The organism is Paraburkholderia dipogonis (genome assembly GCF_042680985.1).
Classification (GTDB): Bacteria; Pseudomonadota; Gammaproteobacteria; order Burkholderiales; family Burkholderiaceae; genus Paraburkholderia; species Paraburkholderia phytofirmans.
In genome coordinates, this window is sequence record NZ_JBHUFR010000018.1 from 239,213 (window position 1) to 255,098 (window position 15,886).

The following is a 15,886-nucleotide window of genomic DNA, read 5'->3' on the forward strand; positions in this document are numbered from 1 at the left end:
CTCGCGCGCGCACGGTCGCTGCGACTATGATCGGCGGAACAAAAACGGGAGAGGCGCGCAGGCATGGAGACATCGCAAAGCAGCAACGTACGGCCCGTCGCGGGCAACAGCGGCGGCAACACCGCCGGCGAGCCTCGACGCGCCTCGGTGACGACTGCCGACGGCGTCGACTTGCCGCTATACCGTTGGCCGGCAACCACGCCAATGCGTGCCACAGTCGCGCTGCTGCACGGCCTCGCCGAGCACGCCGGACGCTACGCGGCATTGGCCGCGCGGCTGAACGCCGCCGGCATCGAACTGGTGGCGATCGACCTGCGCGGCCACGGTCACGCGCCCGGCAAGCGCTCCTACGTAAAACGCTTCGACGACTATCTGCTCGACGCGCAAGCCTTACTCGACGCCGCCGCGCAAAGTTGCGCCCCGCTCTTCCTGATGGGCCACAGCATGGGCGGCGCCGTGGCCGCGCTGTATGCGATTGAACGGCCCGAATCGAGCGGCCGCCGTTTGAACGGCCTGATCCTGTCGAGCCCGGCGCTTGCACCCGGCCGCGACGTGCCGCGCTGGATGCTCAAGCTGAGCCAGGTGATCAGCCGTCTCTACCCGAGCTTCCCGGCGATGAATATCGACGCCGCCTTGCTCTCGCGCCTTCAGCCCGTGGTGAACGCCAATCGCAACGATCCGCTCGTCCATCACGGCGCGATTCCCGCCCGCACCGGCGCGGAACTGCTGCTGGCGATGGCGCGCATCGAACGCGGCCGGGCGGGCTTGCGGGTACCGCTGCTGGTTTATCACGGCACCGCCGACAAGCTCACCGAACCCGAGGGCAGCCGTGAATTCGGCCAGCACGCGGGCTCGCCGGACAAGACGCTCACGCTGCATGAAGGCAGCTATCACGAGACGATGAACGACCTCGATCGCGATCGAGTGATCGGGGCGTTGATCGAGTGGATTGAAAGACGGCTGGTGATCCGATAGAGCCTGAGTCAGGCGCGGTTAGCCCGCGTCACGACTTCCAGTCAGGCGGCCGTTTGTCGATGAAAGCCTGCACGCCTTCGAGCGCCGACTCGTCCATCATGTTGCAGGCCATGGTCTGGCCGGCGAGTTGGTAAGCCGCCTCGATACCCATCTCCAACTGACGATAGAAGAGGCCTTTGCCGGCGCTCACGGCTTCGACGGGCTTCGCGCAAATACTGGTGGCGAGCCGCGCGATTTCCGCGTCGAGCGCATCCGCTGGGACTACGCGGTTGACGAGACCTTGCTGCTTTGCTGCGGCGGCATCGATGAAGTCGCCCGTGAGCAGCATTTCAAGCGCCGCCTTGCGTGACAGGTTGCGCGACAGCGGTACGGAAGGCGTCGCGCAGAAGAGTCCAAGGTTCACGCCCGACACCGCAAAACGCGCCGTGTCGGCGGCGACCGCCAGATCGCACATCGCGACGAGTTGACAGCCGGCCGCCGTGGCAATGCCTTGCACCCGAGCGATCACCGGTTGCGGCAAACGCTGGATCGTCATCATGAGCTTCGTGCAGCGGGCGAACAGCGCCTGGTAGTAAGCGAGCGACGGCGCCGCGCGCATTTCCTTCAGATCGTGTCCCGCGCAGAATGCCCGGCCCGCGCCGGCGATCACGACCACGCGAGCATCCGACCGCCCGATTTCGCTCAATGCGGTCTGCAGCTCGTCGAGCAAAGCTTCCGAGAGCGCGTTGAAGGCATCGGGCCGGTTCATCGTCACGCGCACGACGCCCGGCACGCCGTACGCGCCGTGTTCGATCTCAACCAGTGAAGCGTTGCCCGCATCGGCATTCATGGCTCGGTCCTAATGCGTTTTGAGTGGATGACGCCGCGCGACTCGGTGGCTTAGTGGCTTGGCGGCTTAGCGGCTCAGATCCCCGCCAGCGAGCGCACATGCGCGACTACGCTGCGCCCGAGCGCGGACAGGTTGTAGCCGCCTTCGAGACAGCTGACGATCCGTCCGCGCGCATAACGCTTGGCGATCTCGCGCATCTGATCGGTGATCCAGGCGTAATCGTCTTCGACGAGGCCCATGTTGCCGAGGTCGTCCTCGCGATGCGCGTCGAAGCCTGCCGAGATGAACAGCATCTCCGGCTTGAACTCATGCAGGCGCGGCAACCACAGCATGTCCACCGCTTCGCGCACCGCCATGCCTTTCGAGCGCGCCGGCATCGGCACGTTGCACATGTTGGGCGCCTGATTGTCGGCGCCGGTGAACGGGTAAAACGGATGCTGGAAGATGCTGCACATCAGCACGCGCGAGTCGCCCGAGAAAGCCGCTTCTGTGCCGTTGCCGTGATGCACGTCGAAATCGATAATGGCGACGCGCGCGAGCCCATGCACTTCGAGCGCATGACGCGCGGCGATCGCGACGTTGTTGAAGAAGCAGAAGCCCATGGCGCGTGCCGGCTCCGCGTGGTGGCCGGGCGGCCGCACGCTGCAGAAGGCGTTGTCGTAACGGCCTTCGATCACCGCATCGGTCGCGGCGACCGCGGCGCCGGCCGCGCGCAACGCGGCTTGCAACGTGTGCGGGCACATCGTCGTGTCGGGATCGATTTCGGCGACGCCTTCAGCCGGCGAGCGGCTGCGGATATAGTCGACGTGAGCTTGCGTATGCACGCGCAGCAGCGCGGCATCGTCGGCGAGCGGCGGCGACTCGCGCTCGATCAAGGAGTCGATGCGGCTCGCGATCAACTGATCTTCGATTGCCTGCAGACGTGCGGGGCATTCGGGATGCCATTGCCCCATATCGTGCAGCAGACAGTCGGCGTGGGAATAGAAGCCTGTTGCCATGATTATCTTTCTGCGGCGTCACGCCTTCGAGGCGCGCGCGGCATGTCTCCATCCAGGGGTGCGCGCCCTCGGCGCGCCAACATTCACCAAGTTACCACACGATGCGGCTGTGACGCGTCAGGCACAGTTTTGCGGGAGGCGTCGGGTATACTGCCCCGATCGCTTTTCCCCGTCTTTCACTTGTCTCCTGCGCCACGCGCCTTTAGCTCACTATGACCGTCAAGCTTGCTCTGTCTGCACGAAACCGGCTACGCACCAGAACCATGGCCGCCGCACTGTCCGTCGCATCGTGCATGTTCATGGCAACCAGTCCGGCGAGCGCGCAAAACGCCGCCAAGAAGCCGCCGGTGCTGCTCGCGCAAAGTCAGCCGCAACCCGCGGTGCCGCAAGGGCAAACGTTTGAAGAAGAGATCATCCCGCAGCGCTACGCGAACAATGCCGACGTCAACGCGTTCATCAACGACATGGTCGCGCGCTACGACTTCGACGAATCCACGCTGCACTCGCTCTTTGCCGGCGTGAGTTATTCGGCCACCGCGGTCAAGCTCGTGACGCCATCGCCGTCGCCGTCGGTCAAGAACTGGCGCGTGTATCAGTCGCGCTTTCTCGACCAGGTGCGCATCAATGCCGGCGTGCGCTTCTGGCGCGCGAACCAGGCCACGCTGCAACGCGCCTATGAAGAGTTCGGCGTGCCGCCGGAAGTGATCGTCGGCATCATCGGCGTCGAGACGATTTATGGGCGCTTCATGGGCAACTTCCGCGTGCTCGATGCGCTGACCACGCTCAGCTTCGATTACCCGAACACCGCCAATCGCGCGGATCGCCAGGCGACCTTCCGCAAGAATCTCGAAGACTATCTGGTGTGGACGCGCGACTCGCAGATCGATCCGACCACGGTGCTCGGGTCGTACACCGGCGCGATCGGCATTCCGCAGTTCCTGCCGAGCAGCATCGTGCAATACGCGGTGAGTTACGACGGCAGGAAGCAGATCGACCTTCGCACGAGCCAGGCGGATGCGATCGGCAGCGTGGCGAATTATCTGCGTCAGAACGGCTGGGAAAACGGCCGGCCGGTGGTGTGGAAGATCGGCTCGGACGCCGGCAGTCTGGGTGTCGCGCAAGCCGCCGCCGACGGCCAGCCGGAGCCGCACTGGCCGCTTGAGCAATTGCTGCGCGCCGGCCTGCTGCTGAACGAACCGGGTGTGGATGTGGCGTCGGAAGCCGGCACGCCGGTGACGGTGGTGGACCTGCCCTCGCCGGGACGCGGCACCGAGTTCATGCTGGGCCTGAAGAACTTCTACGTGCTGACGCGCTACAACCGCAGTTTCTTTTATGCGCTGGCGGTGTATCAGTTAGGCCAGCGGGTCAAGGCGCAAATGGAAGCCGGCGACGCAACCAACGCCGTCAACAACGCGGCGCCGCCGGTTGCGGCCTCGCAGTAACCTGTCGTGCGGGCGCCGGGTGCGCCTCCCAAGTCGACGAGACGAAAAAAGCGCCGGTCTTGAACCGGCGCTTTTTTCATTGGCGAGCGAGACTATAAGCGACGCGCTTAAGCGGGAAACACACCCGTCGACAGATAGCGGTCGCCGCGATCGCAAACGATGAACACGATCGTCGCATTCTCGACCTGCCGCGCGATGCGCAGCGCCACTTCGCACGCGCCGCCCGACGAGATGCCCGCAAAAATCCCTTCCACCGACGCCATGCGGCGCGCCATCGCTTCCGCGGCCGCCTGGCCCACGTTCTCGACGCGGTCCACGCGGCTGCGATCGAAAATCTTCGGCAGATAGGCTTCCGGCCATTTGCGGATGCCCGGAATACGCGAACCCTCTTCGGGTTGCGCACCGATGATTTCGATAGCCTGATTCTGTTCTTTCAGAAAACTGGACACGCCCATGATCGTGCCGGTCGTGCCCATCGACGACACGAAGTGGGTGATGCGCCCGTCTGTGTCGCGCCAGATTTCCGGGCCCGTGCCTTCGACGTGCGCGGCCGGATTGTCCGGGTTGGCAAACTGGTCGAGGATGATGCCCTTGCCTTCGCGCTGCATCTGCTCGGCCAGATCGCGTGCGTACTCCATGCCGCCCGTGACCGGCGTGAGCACGATCTGCGCGCCATATGCGGCCATGCTCTGACGGCGTTCCACCGACAGGTCTTCCGGCATGATCAACACCATCTTGTAGCCACGGATCGCGGCCGCCATGGCGAGCGCAATGCCCGTGTTACCGCTGGTCGATTCGATCAGCGTGTCGCCCGGTTTGATACGTCCGCGCGCTTCCGCTTTCTTGATCATCGACAACGCCGGGCGATCCTTTACCGAGCCCGCCGGGTTGTTGCCCTCGAGCTTGGCAAGGACCACGTTATTGCGGCTGCGGATCTCGTCGTCGGGAAGCCGGACGAGTTGTACGAGCGGCGTATTGCCGATCGTGTCTTCAATCGTTTTGTAAGCCATATCGGTTCTGGTGCTGTCGATGCGCGGAGTCTTCGATCCATCGATTCTAAACCACCGTGCCCGCGGCTGCCGTGCGGCCCTTCTGCCCGCATGGATGCAGGCGCCCGCATGCGAGCGCCCGCAACGCAAAAAGCCCGCGGCTGAGTACCGCGGGAGCCAGTCATTTGCATGACAGCTGAAGGAGCGTTCCTGCCAACTCCGACCATGAAGGGAAAACGATGCGGACCAACCCGCGCGCGGCTCATAAGGCCGCGCGCGCCCAGTCCGTGTCAGGCTATTTCTTCACTGCCACCGTGGCACCGCTCTTTGGCGTGGCGGCCGGAACGGCCGCGCCTTTGGTCTGTGCAGACGCCGCAGCCTGCGGGTTAGCAGCCGCGCCAGCCGGACCGACAGCGAGACCCTCCGCCTGCAGGCGCTCGAAGGTATGCCCGCCCATGCCTTTGACGCGCTTGCCGAGGTCGGCCGGGTCCTTGAACGGACCATGCGCTGAACGCTCCTCGAGAATGGCTTTCGCTTTGGCAGGACCGATGCCCTTGATGCCGCGCAGCGCGTCCTCATTAGCCGTGTTGACGTCGACCGCCGCATAAGCGTGGCCAAAAGCGGCGAGCATGGCCGCGGTAACCAGAATTTTTCGAAACATATGGAATCTCCCTCGTACAACCGGTTGGCGACCATCACCAACCGGGAGATTCCAGTTTAAAGAGGGATCCGAATTATTTACACCTGGCCGAATAGCCAACGCACGTAACGGTCGACACCTTCCTGCACGCTCAGGAACGGCGCGTCGTAGCCGGCCGCGCGCAGCTTCGACTGATCGGCCTGCGTAAAGCACTGGTACTTGCCGCGCAGCGCGTCGGGGAACGGAATGTATTCGATCAGCCCGCGCTGCACCTGATCCGCGAGCGAGAGCGCCGGTTCGTTGTTCAGCGAGCGCAGCGTGTTGACCACCGTGCTGGCGATGTCGTTGAACGGTTGCGCGCGGCCGCTGCCCAGATTGAAGATGCCCGACTTGTCCGGATTATCGAAGAAGAAAAGGTTGACCTTGACCACGTCTTCCACCGAAACGAAATCGCGCGTCTGCTCGCCCGCGGCGTAGCCGTTGTATTCGCCGAACAGCTTGACCTTGCCCTCGGCGCGGAACTGGTTGAAGTTGTGAAACGCCACCGACGCCATGCGCGCCTTATGCGTTTCACGCGGCCCGTAGACGTTGAAGTAACGAAAGCCCGCGATCTGGCTCTTCGCGGTAGGCAGCACGCGGCGGATCACCTGGTCGAACAGGAACTTCGAGTAGCCGTACACGTTCAGCGGCTGCTCGACTTCGCGCTCTTCGACGAAGCGGCTCGACCCGCCGTACGTCGCCGCCGAGGACGCGTACAGGAACTGGATGTTCTGCGCGAGGCAGACGTCGAGCACCTCGCGGCTGTAGCGGAAGTTGTTGTCCATCATGTAGCGGCCGTCGGTTTCCATCGTGTCCGAACAGGCGCCTTCGTGGAAAATAGCGCGTACCTTGCCGAAGTCGCCGCGCTTGAGGCGCTCGACGAACTCGGTCTTGTCGAGGTAGTCGTCGATCTCGCAGTCGACGAGGTTCTTGAACTTGTCCGCGCGCGTGAGATTGTCCACGGCGATGATGCGTTGTTCACCGCGCTCGTTGAGCGCCTTCACGAGATTGCTGCCGATAAAACCGGCCGCGCCGGTGACGATGAGGGTCATGATTGATGATCCTGCGATAGTGAGCTTGGCATTGGATCGGAGTCAGCGCGTGGCGCCCGCTCCGATCGACAGGTTCAGTCGACGCCGCGCGAATCCCTTTTGCACGCCGTTCACAGAGGCACAGCGAGGGACCCGGCGCGCCGCATCAGTGAAAAAGTTCGTCGTAATCGACGGTGGCGGTGCCGAGTTTGCCGACCACGATGCCGGCCGCGCGATTCGCGAGCCCGACCGCCTCGACCAGCGTGAGACCCGCGCCGAGCATGGCGGCGAGCGTGGCGATCACGGTGTCGCCCGCGCCCGAGACATCATACACTTCGCGCGCAACCGCCGACGCGTGCAGGATGCCGTCGTCCGAGAAGAGCGTCATGCCCTCTTCCGAACGCGTCAGCAGCAGCGCCTTGAACTGCAGATCGGCGCGCAGCTTCGTCACGCGCGCGATCAGATCTTCTTCGGATTTCCACTGGCCGACCACTTCCCGCAACTCGGCGCGGTTCGGCGTGATCAGCGTCGCGCCGCGATAGCGTTCCCAGTCGTCGCCCTTCGGATCGACCAGCACCGGCTTGCCCGCCGCGTGCGCTTTCGCGATCATCTGCGTGACGTGGGTCAGGCCGCCCTTCGCGTAGTCGGACATGAGAATCACGTCGTGCGACGGCAGCAGTTCGTCGAACCGGGCGAGACCCGCGAGCAGCACTTCGTGCGCCGGCGAGTTTTCGAAGTCGACGCGCAGCAACTGTTGCTGGCGCGACAGCACACGCAGCTTGATCGTGGTGAGCAGCGCCGGATCGCGTTCGAGATGCGGCTTCACGCCGCTTTCGTCGAGCAGCTGCACGATGCGCTCGCCGGGTTCGTCATGGCCGACCACGCACAGCAAGCCGGCTTGCGCGCCGAGCGCGACCGCATTGCGCGCAACGTTCGCCGCGCCGCCGAGACGGTCTTCCTGACGCTGCACGTGCACGACCGGCACGGGCGCTTCCGGCGAGATGCGGTTCACGTCGCCGAACCAGTAGCGATCGAGCATGACGTCGCCCACCACCAGCACGCGTGCCGCGGCGAGCTGTTCGCGCGGGACCACCGTGAGTTGTGGCGCGGGCGTGGCCGGCGTGGCGCCGGGCACGGTCTCAGGCAACGGCCGGAAGTTCAGAGGGTTGGGCATAAGGGCGTCCAATCGAGTGGTAGTCGATGCCGAGCTCGGTCATCGCGTCCGGTTCATACAGGTTGCGGCCGTCGAAAATCAGCGGCGACTTCAGCACCGATTTCAAATGAACGAAATCCGGGCTCTTGAATTCTTTCCATTCGGTCACGATCACGAGGGCGTCGGCGCCCGTGAGCGTTTCGTCCTGCGTGGTCGTGAAGGTCAGACGCGCGAACTGGTCCGGCGCGTCGTGCAGATCCATGGCGAACACGCGGCGTGCCTCGGTCACCGCAACCGGATCGTACGCGCGCACCTGGGCGCCGCGCGCCAGCAGTTCCGCAATCAGACGACGGCTCGGCGCCTCGCGCATGTCATCGGTATTCGGCTTGAAGGCGAGGCCCCATACGGCGAACGTGCGGCCGCTCAGGTCGTCGCCGAGCTTGCCGGTGATCTTGTGTACCAGCACGTCTTTCTGCTTGTGGTTCACTTCCTCGACCGCTTCGAGGATGCGCAGATTGTGGCCGCTCTCGCTAGCCGTGCGGATCAGCGCCTGCACGTCTTTCGGGAAGCATGAACCGCCGTAGCCGCAGCCGGCGTACAGGAAGTGATAGCCGATTCGCGGATCCGAGCCGATCCCGCGGCGCACCGCTTCAATATCCGCACCGACGCGGTCCGCCAGATTCGACATCTCGTTCATGAACGAAATGCGCGTGGCCAACATGGCGTTGGCGGCATATTTCGTGAATTCGGCCGAGCGCACGTCCATGTACAGCGTGCGTTCGTGATTGCGGTTGAACGGCGCGTATAGACGCTTCATCAATTCGCGCGCGCGCATGCCGGGTTCGTCTTCGTCGATGCCGATCACGATGCGGTCGGGGCGCATGAAGTCGTCGACCGCCGCGCCTTCCTTCAGGAACTCGGGGTTGGATACCACCGAGAAGCGATGCTGCGCGCTGGCGGCGAGCCCGCGTTTAGCCAGTTCTTCCTCGACCACCGTGCGTACGCGCTGCGCGGTACCGACCGGCACCGTCGACTTGTCGACGATTACCTTGAAGCCGTTCATCGTGCGGCCGATGTTGCGGGCCGCTTCGAGCACGTATTGCAGATCGGCCGAGCCGTCTTCGTCCGGCGGCGTGCCGACGGCGATGAACTGCACGTCGCCGTGCGCGACGCTGGCTTCGACATCCGTGGAAAACGTGATGCGGCGCGCTGCGCGCGTGCGGGCGATCATTTCCTGCAGGCCCGGCTCGTGAATAGGCACGCCACCGTTGTTGAGGATTTCGATCTTGCGCGGATCGACGTCCAGACAGAAAACGTCGTGACCGATCTCGGCGAGACACGCGCCAGTGACGAGACCCACATAGCCCGTGCCGATAATGGTGATTTTCATACGCTTTCCGGTAGAAGGTTCCGGTGAGGATTCCCGGCGATGAAGCCGGTCATGAACATCTTGCGATAGGCATGCGCACATGCGCACTTGCCCTGCCGCGCCCGGCGACGGCCAAGCCGCACGGCCGGAGCCAGCGTGGCCGCCCGAGCATCAGTTCGATGCGGTAATCGGCTCGACGCGGCGCGGCGCATAGGTTTCCCAACCGCTGCAACCCGGGCACTGCCAGTAGAAAAGCCGCGCCCTGAAACCGCAATTCTGGCATGTATACCGTGGCAGATTTTTGGTGCGCTGGCGGATCAGCGTGCGCATCAGCTCAAGTTCGCTGCGCCGCGGTTCTTCCGCGACGGCTTCCTGCGCTTCGAGCAGCCGCGTCATGCCCGCCAGATTCGGCGACTTCTGCATTTGCGAACGCGCCAGCGCGTGGGCGGCGTCAGGTCCGCGCAATGATGCGACGTGCTGATAGGCAACGTCGAGCAGGTCGTTGGTCGGATAGCGGTCCACCCACGTGGTGAGCAAATCGGCGCCATCTTGCGGGCGGCCGAGCGCCTCGTAGGCCTTCATCAACTTTTCCGCGACCAGCGGCAGATAGGCCGGATTCTGCTCCTCCACCCGGCGCCATTGGGCGATGGCCGCTTCCTGCGCGCCGCCAGCCGCATCGACGTCGCCGAACAGGATCGTGGCGCGTACGTTGGTCGGGTTCGCCTTCAGCGCGAAGCCGAGCTGGCGGCGGGCTTCGTCCGGCTTTTTCTGTTGTAGCGCTTCCTGCGCGAGTTCGCAGTGGAACTGCGCGATTTCCTTGTCCAGCGACTCGGCGCCCATCGTTTCCAGATGGCGGGCCGTGTCGATCGACTTGACCCAGTCCTTCTCGATCTCGTAGATGGTGAGCAGCGCGCGCTGCGCGCCCAGCGCGTAGTCGCCGGTTTCGAGCGAGCGGAATGTTTCTTCCGCGCGATCGAGCAGGCCCGCTTTCAGGAAGTCTTGCCCCAATTCGTAGAGTGCGTGGTCACGCTCGCTGACCGGCAGGTCGGCGCGGCTCAACAGGTTCTGATGCACGCGAATCGCGCGGTCCGTTTCGCCGCGGCGCCGGAACAGATTGCCCAGCGCGAAGTGCAACTCGACCGTTTCCGGATCGAGCTTGACCACTTCGATGAACGCGTCGATTGCCTGGTCGGGTTGCTCGTTAAGCAGGAAGTTCAGGCCGCGAAAATACGAACGCGGCAGGTTGGCGCTTTCGGACAGCAGCGTCTTGAGGTCGTAGCGCGCGGCCATCCAGCCGAACGCGAACGCGACGGGTATGACGAGCAGCCACCAGAAGTCTAGATCCATGCGATTAATGCAAATGTGCGGGAAAGCGAAAACGGAAAGCCGCGCTCAAGGCGCGCGGCGGAAGGCATTCAGATCAACGGCGGCATGGGTGGTTGTTCGACCACGACCGGGGTTTCGCGCGCGACCCGCAACTCGCGCTTAAGCCGGCCATTTTCCATGCGCAAGCGCAGCATGGCCGGCATCGACGACACCAGCCCGGCCAGCAGCCCCACCACGAAAAACGCGAGGCCGATCAGGATCAACGGCGCCGACCATGCGTAGCCGGCGAGGAAATTCAGCGTAGCAGGTTGTGTATTGGCGAGCGCCAGCACCAGCAGCAGCACGAACACCAGCACACGGATCAGCCAGACGATAAATTTCATGAATAGGTCTCTTGACGGCAGTTGCGGGGTGACGCCGGCTTGATGACGCGTCGCGCCACGGTGTTGCCCGCGCCGAAGTGACCCGTATTGTAATTGAAGCCCTCGCGGCTGGGCAGGAAGTGGGGGATTCCGGGTTATGCGAGGTTGGCTTGTTTTGGGCGGGTGGTGGGCGGGGGCGGCGGCGGGTTAGCGTTCGGCGGATTTGTTTGTGGGTGGTGCTGGCGAACAGCGTTGATTCTGGTTGTCTGCGGATCGCCGTGGCGGCCTGCTCGCACGCCACGCTTGCTGGCCACGCGTCGACCCCGGGCAAAACGCCGCGGCGCAAAACGCCAAACATATGGGCGAAAAAAAAGCGCCCGAAGGCGCTTTTTCTGGTCTTTTGCCGACTGGCTTTGGCCGCTGACGCTGCCAATGCCACGCTGCAAACAGCACAGCGAAGCATTTACAGGTCGTCATCCGGCTCTTCGGCCTTCAACGGCTCACCCGCGCGACGATCTACCCGTTCGCGCAATTCCTTGCCAGGCTTGAAGTGCGGCACGTACTTCTCAGGTACCAGCACCTTCTCGCCCGACTTGGGATTGCGCCCCACGCGGGAGGGACGGCGGTTAAGGCCGAAGCTGCCGAAGCCGCGAATTTCGATACGGTGACCGTTGGCAAGTGCCTCCGACATCGCATCAAGCATCGTCTTCACCGCGAAATCCGCATCTTTAAGGACAAGTTGCGGAAATCGCGCAGCCAGCTGGGCGACCAATTCCGATTTGGTCATACTGCAGCAGACCTCTCAGGCTTACTGGTTCTGGCCGTCGAGCTTGGCCTTCAACAGCGCGCCGAGGTTCGTCGTGCCGGTGGCAGCCGAGCTCGAGTCCGACGAAGCCAGGCCGCGGATCGCTTCCTGTTGCTCAGCCGAATCCTTGGCCTTGATCGACAGGTTGATGCCACGCGACTTGCGATCGATGTTGATGATCATCGCGTTGACCTTGTCGCCGTCCTTCAGCACGTTGCGAGCATCTTCCACGCGGTCTTGTGCGATTTCCGAAGCGCGCAGGTAGCCTTCGACTTCCGCCGACAGCTGAACCACAGCACCCTTCGCGTCCACCGTCTTGACCACGCCGTCGACGATCGAACCCTTGTCGTTCATTGCAACGAAGTTGCTGAACGGGTCGCCTTCGAGCTGCTTGATGCCCAGCGAAATGCGTTCCTTCTCGACGTCGATGCCGAGAACGATCGCTTCCACTTCGTCGCCCTTCTTGTACTTGCGAACGGCTTCTTCGCCCGTTTCCGACCACGACAGGTCCGACAGGTGAACCAGACCGTCGATGCCGCCCGGCAGACCGATGAAGACGCCGAAGTCGGTGATCGACTTGATTGCGCCTTGCAGCTTGTCGCCCTTCTTGAAGTTGCGGCTGAAGTCGTCCCACGGGTTCGGCTTGCATTGCTTCATGCCGAGGCTGATACGGCGGCGGTCTTCGTCGATTTCCAGAACCATGACTTCGACTTCGTCGCCCAGTTGCACAACCTTCGACGGTGCAACGTTCTTGTTCGTCCAGTCCATTTCCGACACGTGAACCAGGCCTTCGATGCCCGATTCCACTTCGACGAATGCGCCGTAGTCGGTGATGTTGGTGACCTTACCGAACAGGCGCGTGCCCGACGGGTAACGGCGCGAAATGCCTTCCCACGGATCGTCGCCCAGTTGCTTGATGCCCAGCGAAACGCGGTTCTTCTCTTGATCGAACTTGAGGATCTTCGCGGTGACTTCCTGGCCAACCGACAGCACTTCCGACGGGTGACGCACACGACGCCATGCGATGTCGGTGATGTGCAGCAGGCCGTCGATACCGCCGAGGTCCACGAACGCGCCGTAATCGGTGATGTTCTTCACCACGCCTTCCACGATCGCGCCTTCCTTCAGCGTTTCGAGCAGCTTTGCGCGCTCTTCGCCTTGGGTCGCTTCGATCACGGCACGGCGCGACAGCACGACGTTGTTACGCTTGCGGTCGAGCTTGATGACGCGGAATTCCAGCGTCTTGCCTTCGTACGGGGTCGTGTCCTTGACCGGACGCGTGTCGACCAGCGAACCCGGCAGGAATGCGCGGATGCCGTTGACCATGACGGTCATGCCGCCCTTGACCTTGCCCGTGATCGTGCCGGTCACGAGTTCGTTGTTGTCGAGAGCCTTTTCCAGCGACAGCCACGAAGCCAGACGCTTTGCCTTGTCGCGCGACAGGATCGTGTCGCCATAGCCGTTTTCCAGCGCGTCGATCGCGACGGAAACGAAGTCGCCCGCCTGCACTTCTACCTCGCCCGCGTCGTTCAGGAACTCTTCGAGCGGGATGTAGGCTTCGGACTTGAGACCAGCGTTGACGACCACGAAGTTGTGGTCAACACGCACGACTTCGGCGGAGATCACTTCGCCGGCGCGCATGTCTTGCTTGGTCAGCGACTCTTCGAACAGAGCCGCAAAAGATTCGGTATTCGGGGTAGAGGTTTGCAGGTCGGACATAAAAATCAAAATTTGCATGGTTCTCGCGGTGCCAGGCTGGCCGGATGGTCAGCAACAACGGCCAAGAAAGCGAATGCCACGCGGGGTTAAAGGGTTAAAACAACGCTTTGCGACCATCGCAAAGCACCTACTGACAACCGACTTCTACTGCGCCCACACCTGAAGCACAACGCGTACTTTCGTCAGGCATGCGGGACTAAAGCTTCATACCACTGCACCACTTGCTCGACCGCCTGGTCGACCGACAATGCGGAGGTATCAAGCAGCTTTGCATCCGCTGCGGGCTTGAGCGGCGCGGCTACGCGCTGACTGTCACGCTCATCGCGCTCACGCAAATCCCGGAGCAAGTCATCTATATTAGCAGAAAATCCTTTTTGGATCAATTGCTTATGCCGGCGCGCCGCGCGGGCCTCGACGCTGGCGGTCATGAACACCTTGAGCACGGCGTCCTGGAAGATCACCGTGCCCATGTCGCGGCCGTCGGCGACCAGTCCCGGTTCCTTGCGGAAAGCCCGCTGACGCGCCACCAGCGCGGTGCGCACCGGCGCGTGCACGGCGATCGCGGAGGCGCGGCTGCCGACTTCCTCGGCGCGAATTTCGGCCGATACGTCGACGCCGTCCAGCTGCGCCAATCCCTCGCGAAACGTGATGTGCAGATCGTCGATCAGCTTCGTCAGGGCATCGGCATCGTCCGCCGCAATGTCGTAGCGCAGGCTGGCGAGCGCAGCGAGACGGTACAGCGCGCCGCTATCCAGCAAGTGGAAGCCGAGGCTCGCGGCAACCAGCGCGGCCACGGTGCCTTTGCCGGAGGCACTCGGGCCGTCGATCGTAATGACGGGCGTCTGGTGAAAGGGACGGGTCGGTTTCATCGAAAAAGTCGCACGTCAGTCGATTCGGGATCGAATCAGGGTTGAGCGAGCGCCGTGAAGCGCTCGAAATAATCGGGAAACGTCTTGCCGACGCACTTCGGGTCGTTGATCCGTACCGGCACGCCGCCGAGGCTCACCAGCGAAAAGCACATGGCCATACGGTGATCGTCGTAGGTGTCGATAGCGGCGTTCGGAGTCAGCTTTTCGGGCGGTTCGATCACGAGGTAATCCTCGCCTTCCTGCACCTTGGCGCCGACCTTGCGAAGCTCGGTCGCCATCGCGGCGAGCCGGTCGGTTTCCTTCACGCGCCAGCTGGCGATATTGCGCAGCGTGGTCGCACCGCCCGCGAACAGCGCCGCGACGGCGATCGTCATGGCGGCATCGGGAATCAGGTTGCAGTCCATGTCGATCGGCTCGAGCTTGCCGCTGTCGTGGCCGACGCCGCGCACTTCAATCCAGTCTTCGCCCATCTGCAGGTTCGCGCCCATCTTGATGAGCGCATCGGCAAAGCCGACGTCGCCCTGGATGCTGGCCCGGCCGACGCCTTCCACCCTCAGCGGCCCGCCGCCGAGCGCGCCGGCCGCGAGGAAATACGACGCGGACGACGCATCGCCTTCCACCATGATCGTGCCCGGCGACTGATACCGCTGCCCCGCCGGCACCACGAACTGATGCCAGCCATGGCGCTCGACCTTGATGCCAAAGCGCTCCATCAGCTTGATGGTGATCTCGATGTAGGGCTTCGAGATGAGCTCGCCGTCCACCTGCACGGTGCTTACGCCGCTTTCGGTGCGCAAAAGCGGCAGCGTCATGAGCAGCGAGGTCAGGAACTGGCTCGACACGTCGCCGCGCACGGTGATCGGCGCGTCCGCGTTGATTTGCCCGGGGCGGATGCGCAGCGGCGGATAGCCTTCGTTCTCTTCGTAGTCGATCCTGGCGCCGAGTTGGCGCAGGCCGTCGACCAAGTCGCCGATCGGCCGCTCGTGCATGCGCGGCACGCCGTGAATGCGGTAGTCGCCGCCGTTGACCGCCAGCGCTGCCGTCAACGGACGCACCGCCGTGCCGGCGTTGCCGAGAAACAGATCGGCCGTGCGCGCCGTGAATGCGCCGCGCGTGCCGGTCACGACGCAGGTGTCGCCGTCACGCTTCAGACGCACGCCGAGTTTTTCGAGCGCGTCGAGCATCACGCGGGTGTCGTCGGAGTCGAGCAGATTCGTGATCGTCGTTTCGCCTTCGGCAAGCGCGGCGAGCAGCAGCACCCGGTTCGAAATGCTCTTCGAGCCAGGCAGACGAATCGTGCCGGACGCGCGGGAAAACGGTCCGAGATCGAGGAATTCCAT

General features: G+C 63.5%; 15 protein-coding genes. 2 read left to right on the top strand and 13 right to left on the bottom strand.

The features are described 5' to 3' along the window. Nucleotides 1-63: 63 nt before the first annotated feature. Nucleotides 64-975 carry an alpha/beta hydrolase gene (locus ACFSNN_RS24720; RefSeq protein WP_134458132.1) on the top strand — a complete coding sequence of 304 codons (912 nt, stop codon included), beginning with the start codon at nt 64-66 and terminating at the stop codon, nt 973-975. A gap of 28 nt (nt 976-1,003) precedes the next feature. On the opposite strand, the gene ACFSNN_RS24725 is transcribed toward ACFSNN_RS24720, so the two are convergent. Beyond that, nucleotides 1,004-1,804 carry an enoyl-CoA hydratase gene (locus tag ACFSNN_RS24725; protein WP_134458131.1) on the bottom strand — a complete coding sequence of 267 codons (801 nt, stop codon included), beginning with the start codon at nt 1,802-1,804 and terminating at the stop codon, nt 1,004-1,006. Between the two features lie 74 nt (nt 1,805-1,878). Then, complete coding sequence (locus tag ACFSNN_RS24730; RefSeq protein WP_134458130.1) at nt 1,879-2,802, bottom strand: histone deacetylase family protein; 924 nt, start codon at nt 2,800-2,802, stop codon at nt 1,879-1,881. Nucleotides 2,803-3,095: 293 nt separating this feature from the next. Here ACFSNN_RS24730 and mltB point away from each other — a divergent pair, with 293 nt between their 5' ends. Beyond that, nucleotides 3,096-4,244 (top strand): lytic murein transglycosylase B, encoded by a 1,149-nt coding sequence (gene mltB / locus ACFSNN_RS24735; RefSeq protein WP_134459120.1) that lies wholly within the window; start codon nt 3,096-3,098, stop codon nt 4,242-4,244. A 107-nt stretch (nt 4,245-4,351) separates the two neighbouring features. Here mltB and cysM read toward each other — a convergent pair whose 3' ends face one another. The 11 genes from cysM to aroA all read right to left on the bottom strand — a co-directional run bounded on the left by cysM (nt 4,352) and on the right by aroA (nt 15,886). After that, a complete protein-coding gene (gene cysM / locus ACFSNN_RS24740; RefSeq protein WP_134458129.1) occupies nt 4,352-5,254 on the bottom strand; it encodes a cysteine synthase CysM in 903 nt (300 codons plus the stop codon). A 274-nt stretch (nt 5,255-5,528) separates the two neighbouring features. Then, on the bottom strand, nt 5,529-5,894 hold the full coding sequence (locus ACFSNN_RS24745) for a ComEA family DNA-binding protein (RefSeq protein ID WP_134458128.1): 366 nt from the start codon (nt 5,892-5,894) through the stop codon (nt 5,529-5,531). 77 nt (nt 5,895-5,971) lie between these two features. Beyond that, nucleotides 5,972-6,964 carry an ADP-glyceromanno-heptose 6-epimerase gene (rfaD, locus tag ACFSNN_RS24750; protein ID WP_134458127.1) on the bottom strand — a complete coding sequence of 331 codons (993 nt, stop codon included), beginning with the start codon at nt 6,962-6,964 and terminating at the stop codon, nt 5,972-5,974. Between the two features lie 145 nt (nt 6,965-7,109). After that, nucleotides 7,110-8,117 (bottom strand): D-glycero-beta-D-manno-heptose-7-phosphate kinase, encoded by a 1,008-nt coding sequence (gene rfaE1, locus ACFSNN_RS24755; protein WP_134458126.1) that lies wholly within the window; start codon nt 8,115-8,117, stop codon nt 7,110-7,112. Next, nucleotides 8,083-9,486 carry a UDP-glucose dehydrogenase family protein gene (locus tag ACFSNN_RS24760; RefSeq protein WP_134458125.1) on the bottom strand — a complete coding sequence of 468 codons (1,404 nt, stop codon included), beginning with the start codon at nt 9,484-9,486 and terminating at the stop codon, nt 8,083-8,085. Before ACFSNN_RS24760 ends, rfaE1 begins: the two co-directional genes overlap by 35 nt. A 150-nt stretch (nt 9,487-9,636) precedes the next feature. Continuing rightward, complete coding sequence (lapB, locus tag ACFSNN_RS24765) at nt 9,637-10,812, bottom strand: lipopolysaccharide assembly protein LapB (RefSeq protein WP_106313802.1); 1,176 nt, start codon at nt 10,810-10,812, stop codon at nt 9,637-9,639. A 68-nt stretch (nt 10,813-10,880) separates the two neighbouring features. Next, complete coding sequence (locus tag ACFSNN_RS24770; RefSeq protein ID WP_012433972.1) at nt 10,881-11,174, bottom strand: LapA family protein; 294 nt, start codon at nt 11,172-11,174, stop codon at nt 10,881-10,883. Nucleotides 11,175-11,616: 442 nt separating this feature from the next. Beyond that, complete coding sequence (locus tag ACFSNN_RS24775) at nt 11,617-11,940, bottom strand: integration host factor subunit beta (protein WP_012433973.1); 324 nt, start codon at nt 11,938-11,940, stop codon at nt 11,617-11,619. Nucleotides 11,941-11,961: 21 nt separating this feature from the next. After that, entirely contained in the window at nt 11,962-13,695 is a 1,734-nt protein-coding gene (gene rpsA / locus ACFSNN_RS24780; RefSeq protein ID WP_012433974.1) for a 30S ribosomal protein S1, read from the bottom strand. Nucleotides 13,696-13,859: 164 nt separating this feature from the next. After that, nucleotides 13,860-14,546: a (d)CMP kinase gene (gene cmk / locus ACFSNN_RS24785; RefSeq protein WP_134458124.1), complete on the bottom strand. Its 687-nt coding sequence runs from the start codon at nt 14,544-14,546 to the stop codon at nt 13,860-13,862. A gap of 35 nt (nt 14,547-14,581) precedes the next feature. Then, the gene (aroA, locus tag ACFSNN_RS24790) at nt 14,582-15,886 is read right to left on the bottom strand and encodes a 3-phosphoshikimate 1-carboxyvinyltransferase (protein ID WP_134458123.1); all 1,305 of its coding nucleotides are present in this window, start codon (nt 15,884-15,886) and stop codon (nt 14,582-14,584) included.

Coding starts and splice junctions, on each gene's coding strand:
- ACFSNN_RS24720 (WP_134458132.1), top strand. CDS start 64: ATGGAGACATCGCAAAGCAGCAACGTACGGCCCGTCGCGGGCAACAGC.
- ACFSNN_RS24725 (WP_134458131.1), bottom strand. CDS start 1,804: ATGAATGCCGATGCGGGCAACGCTTCACTGGTTGAGATCGAACACGGC.
- ACFSNN_RS24730 (WP_134458130.1), bottom strand. CDS start 2,802: ATGGCAACAGGCTTCTATTCCCACGCCGACTGTCTGCTGCACGATATG.
- mltB (WP_134459120.1), top strand. CDS start 3,096: ATGTTCATGGCAACCAGTCCGGCGAGCGCGCAAAACGCCGCCAAGAAG.
- cysM (WP_134458129.1), bottom strand. CDS start 5,254: ATGGCTTACAAAACGATTGAAGACACGATCGGCAATACGCCGCTCGTA.
- ACFSNN_RS24745 (WP_134458128.1), bottom strand. CDS start 5,894: ATGTTTCGAAAAATTCTGGTTACCGCGGCCATGCTCGCCGCTTTTGGC.
- rfaD (WP_134458127.1), bottom strand. CDS start 6,964: ATGACCCTCATCGTCACCGGCGCGGCCGGTTTTATCGGCAGCAATCTC.
- rfaE1 (WP_134458126.1), bottom strand. CDS start 8,117: ATGCCCAACCCTCTGAACTTCCGGCCGTTGCCTGAGACCGTGCCCGGC.
- ACFSNN_RS24760 (WP_134458125.1), bottom strand. CDS start 9,486: ATGAAAATCACCATTATCGGCACGGGCTATGTGGGTCTCGTCACTGGC.
- lapB (WP_106313802.1), bottom strand. CDS start 10,812: ATGGATCTAGACTTCTGGTGGCTGCTCGTCATACCCGTCGCGTTCGCG.
- ACFSNN_RS24770 (WP_012433972.1), bottom strand. CDS start 11,174: ATGAAATTTATCGTCTGGCTGATCCGTGTGCTGGTGTTCGTGCTGCTG.
- ACFSNN_RS24775 (WP_012433973.1), bottom strand. CDS start 11,940: ATGACCAAATCGGAATTGGTCGCCCAGCTGGCTGCGCGATTTCCGCAA.
- rpsA (WP_012433974.1), bottom strand. CDS start 13,695: ATGCAAATTTTGATTTTTATGTCCGACCTGCAAACCTCTACCCCGAAT.
- cmk (WP_134458124.1), bottom strand. CDS start 14,546: ATGAAACCGACCCGTCCCTTTCACCAGACGCCCGTCATTACGATCGAC.
- aroA (WP_134458123.1), bottom strand. CDS start 15,886: ATGGAATTCCTCGATCTCGGACCGTTTTCCCGCGCGTCCGGCACGATT.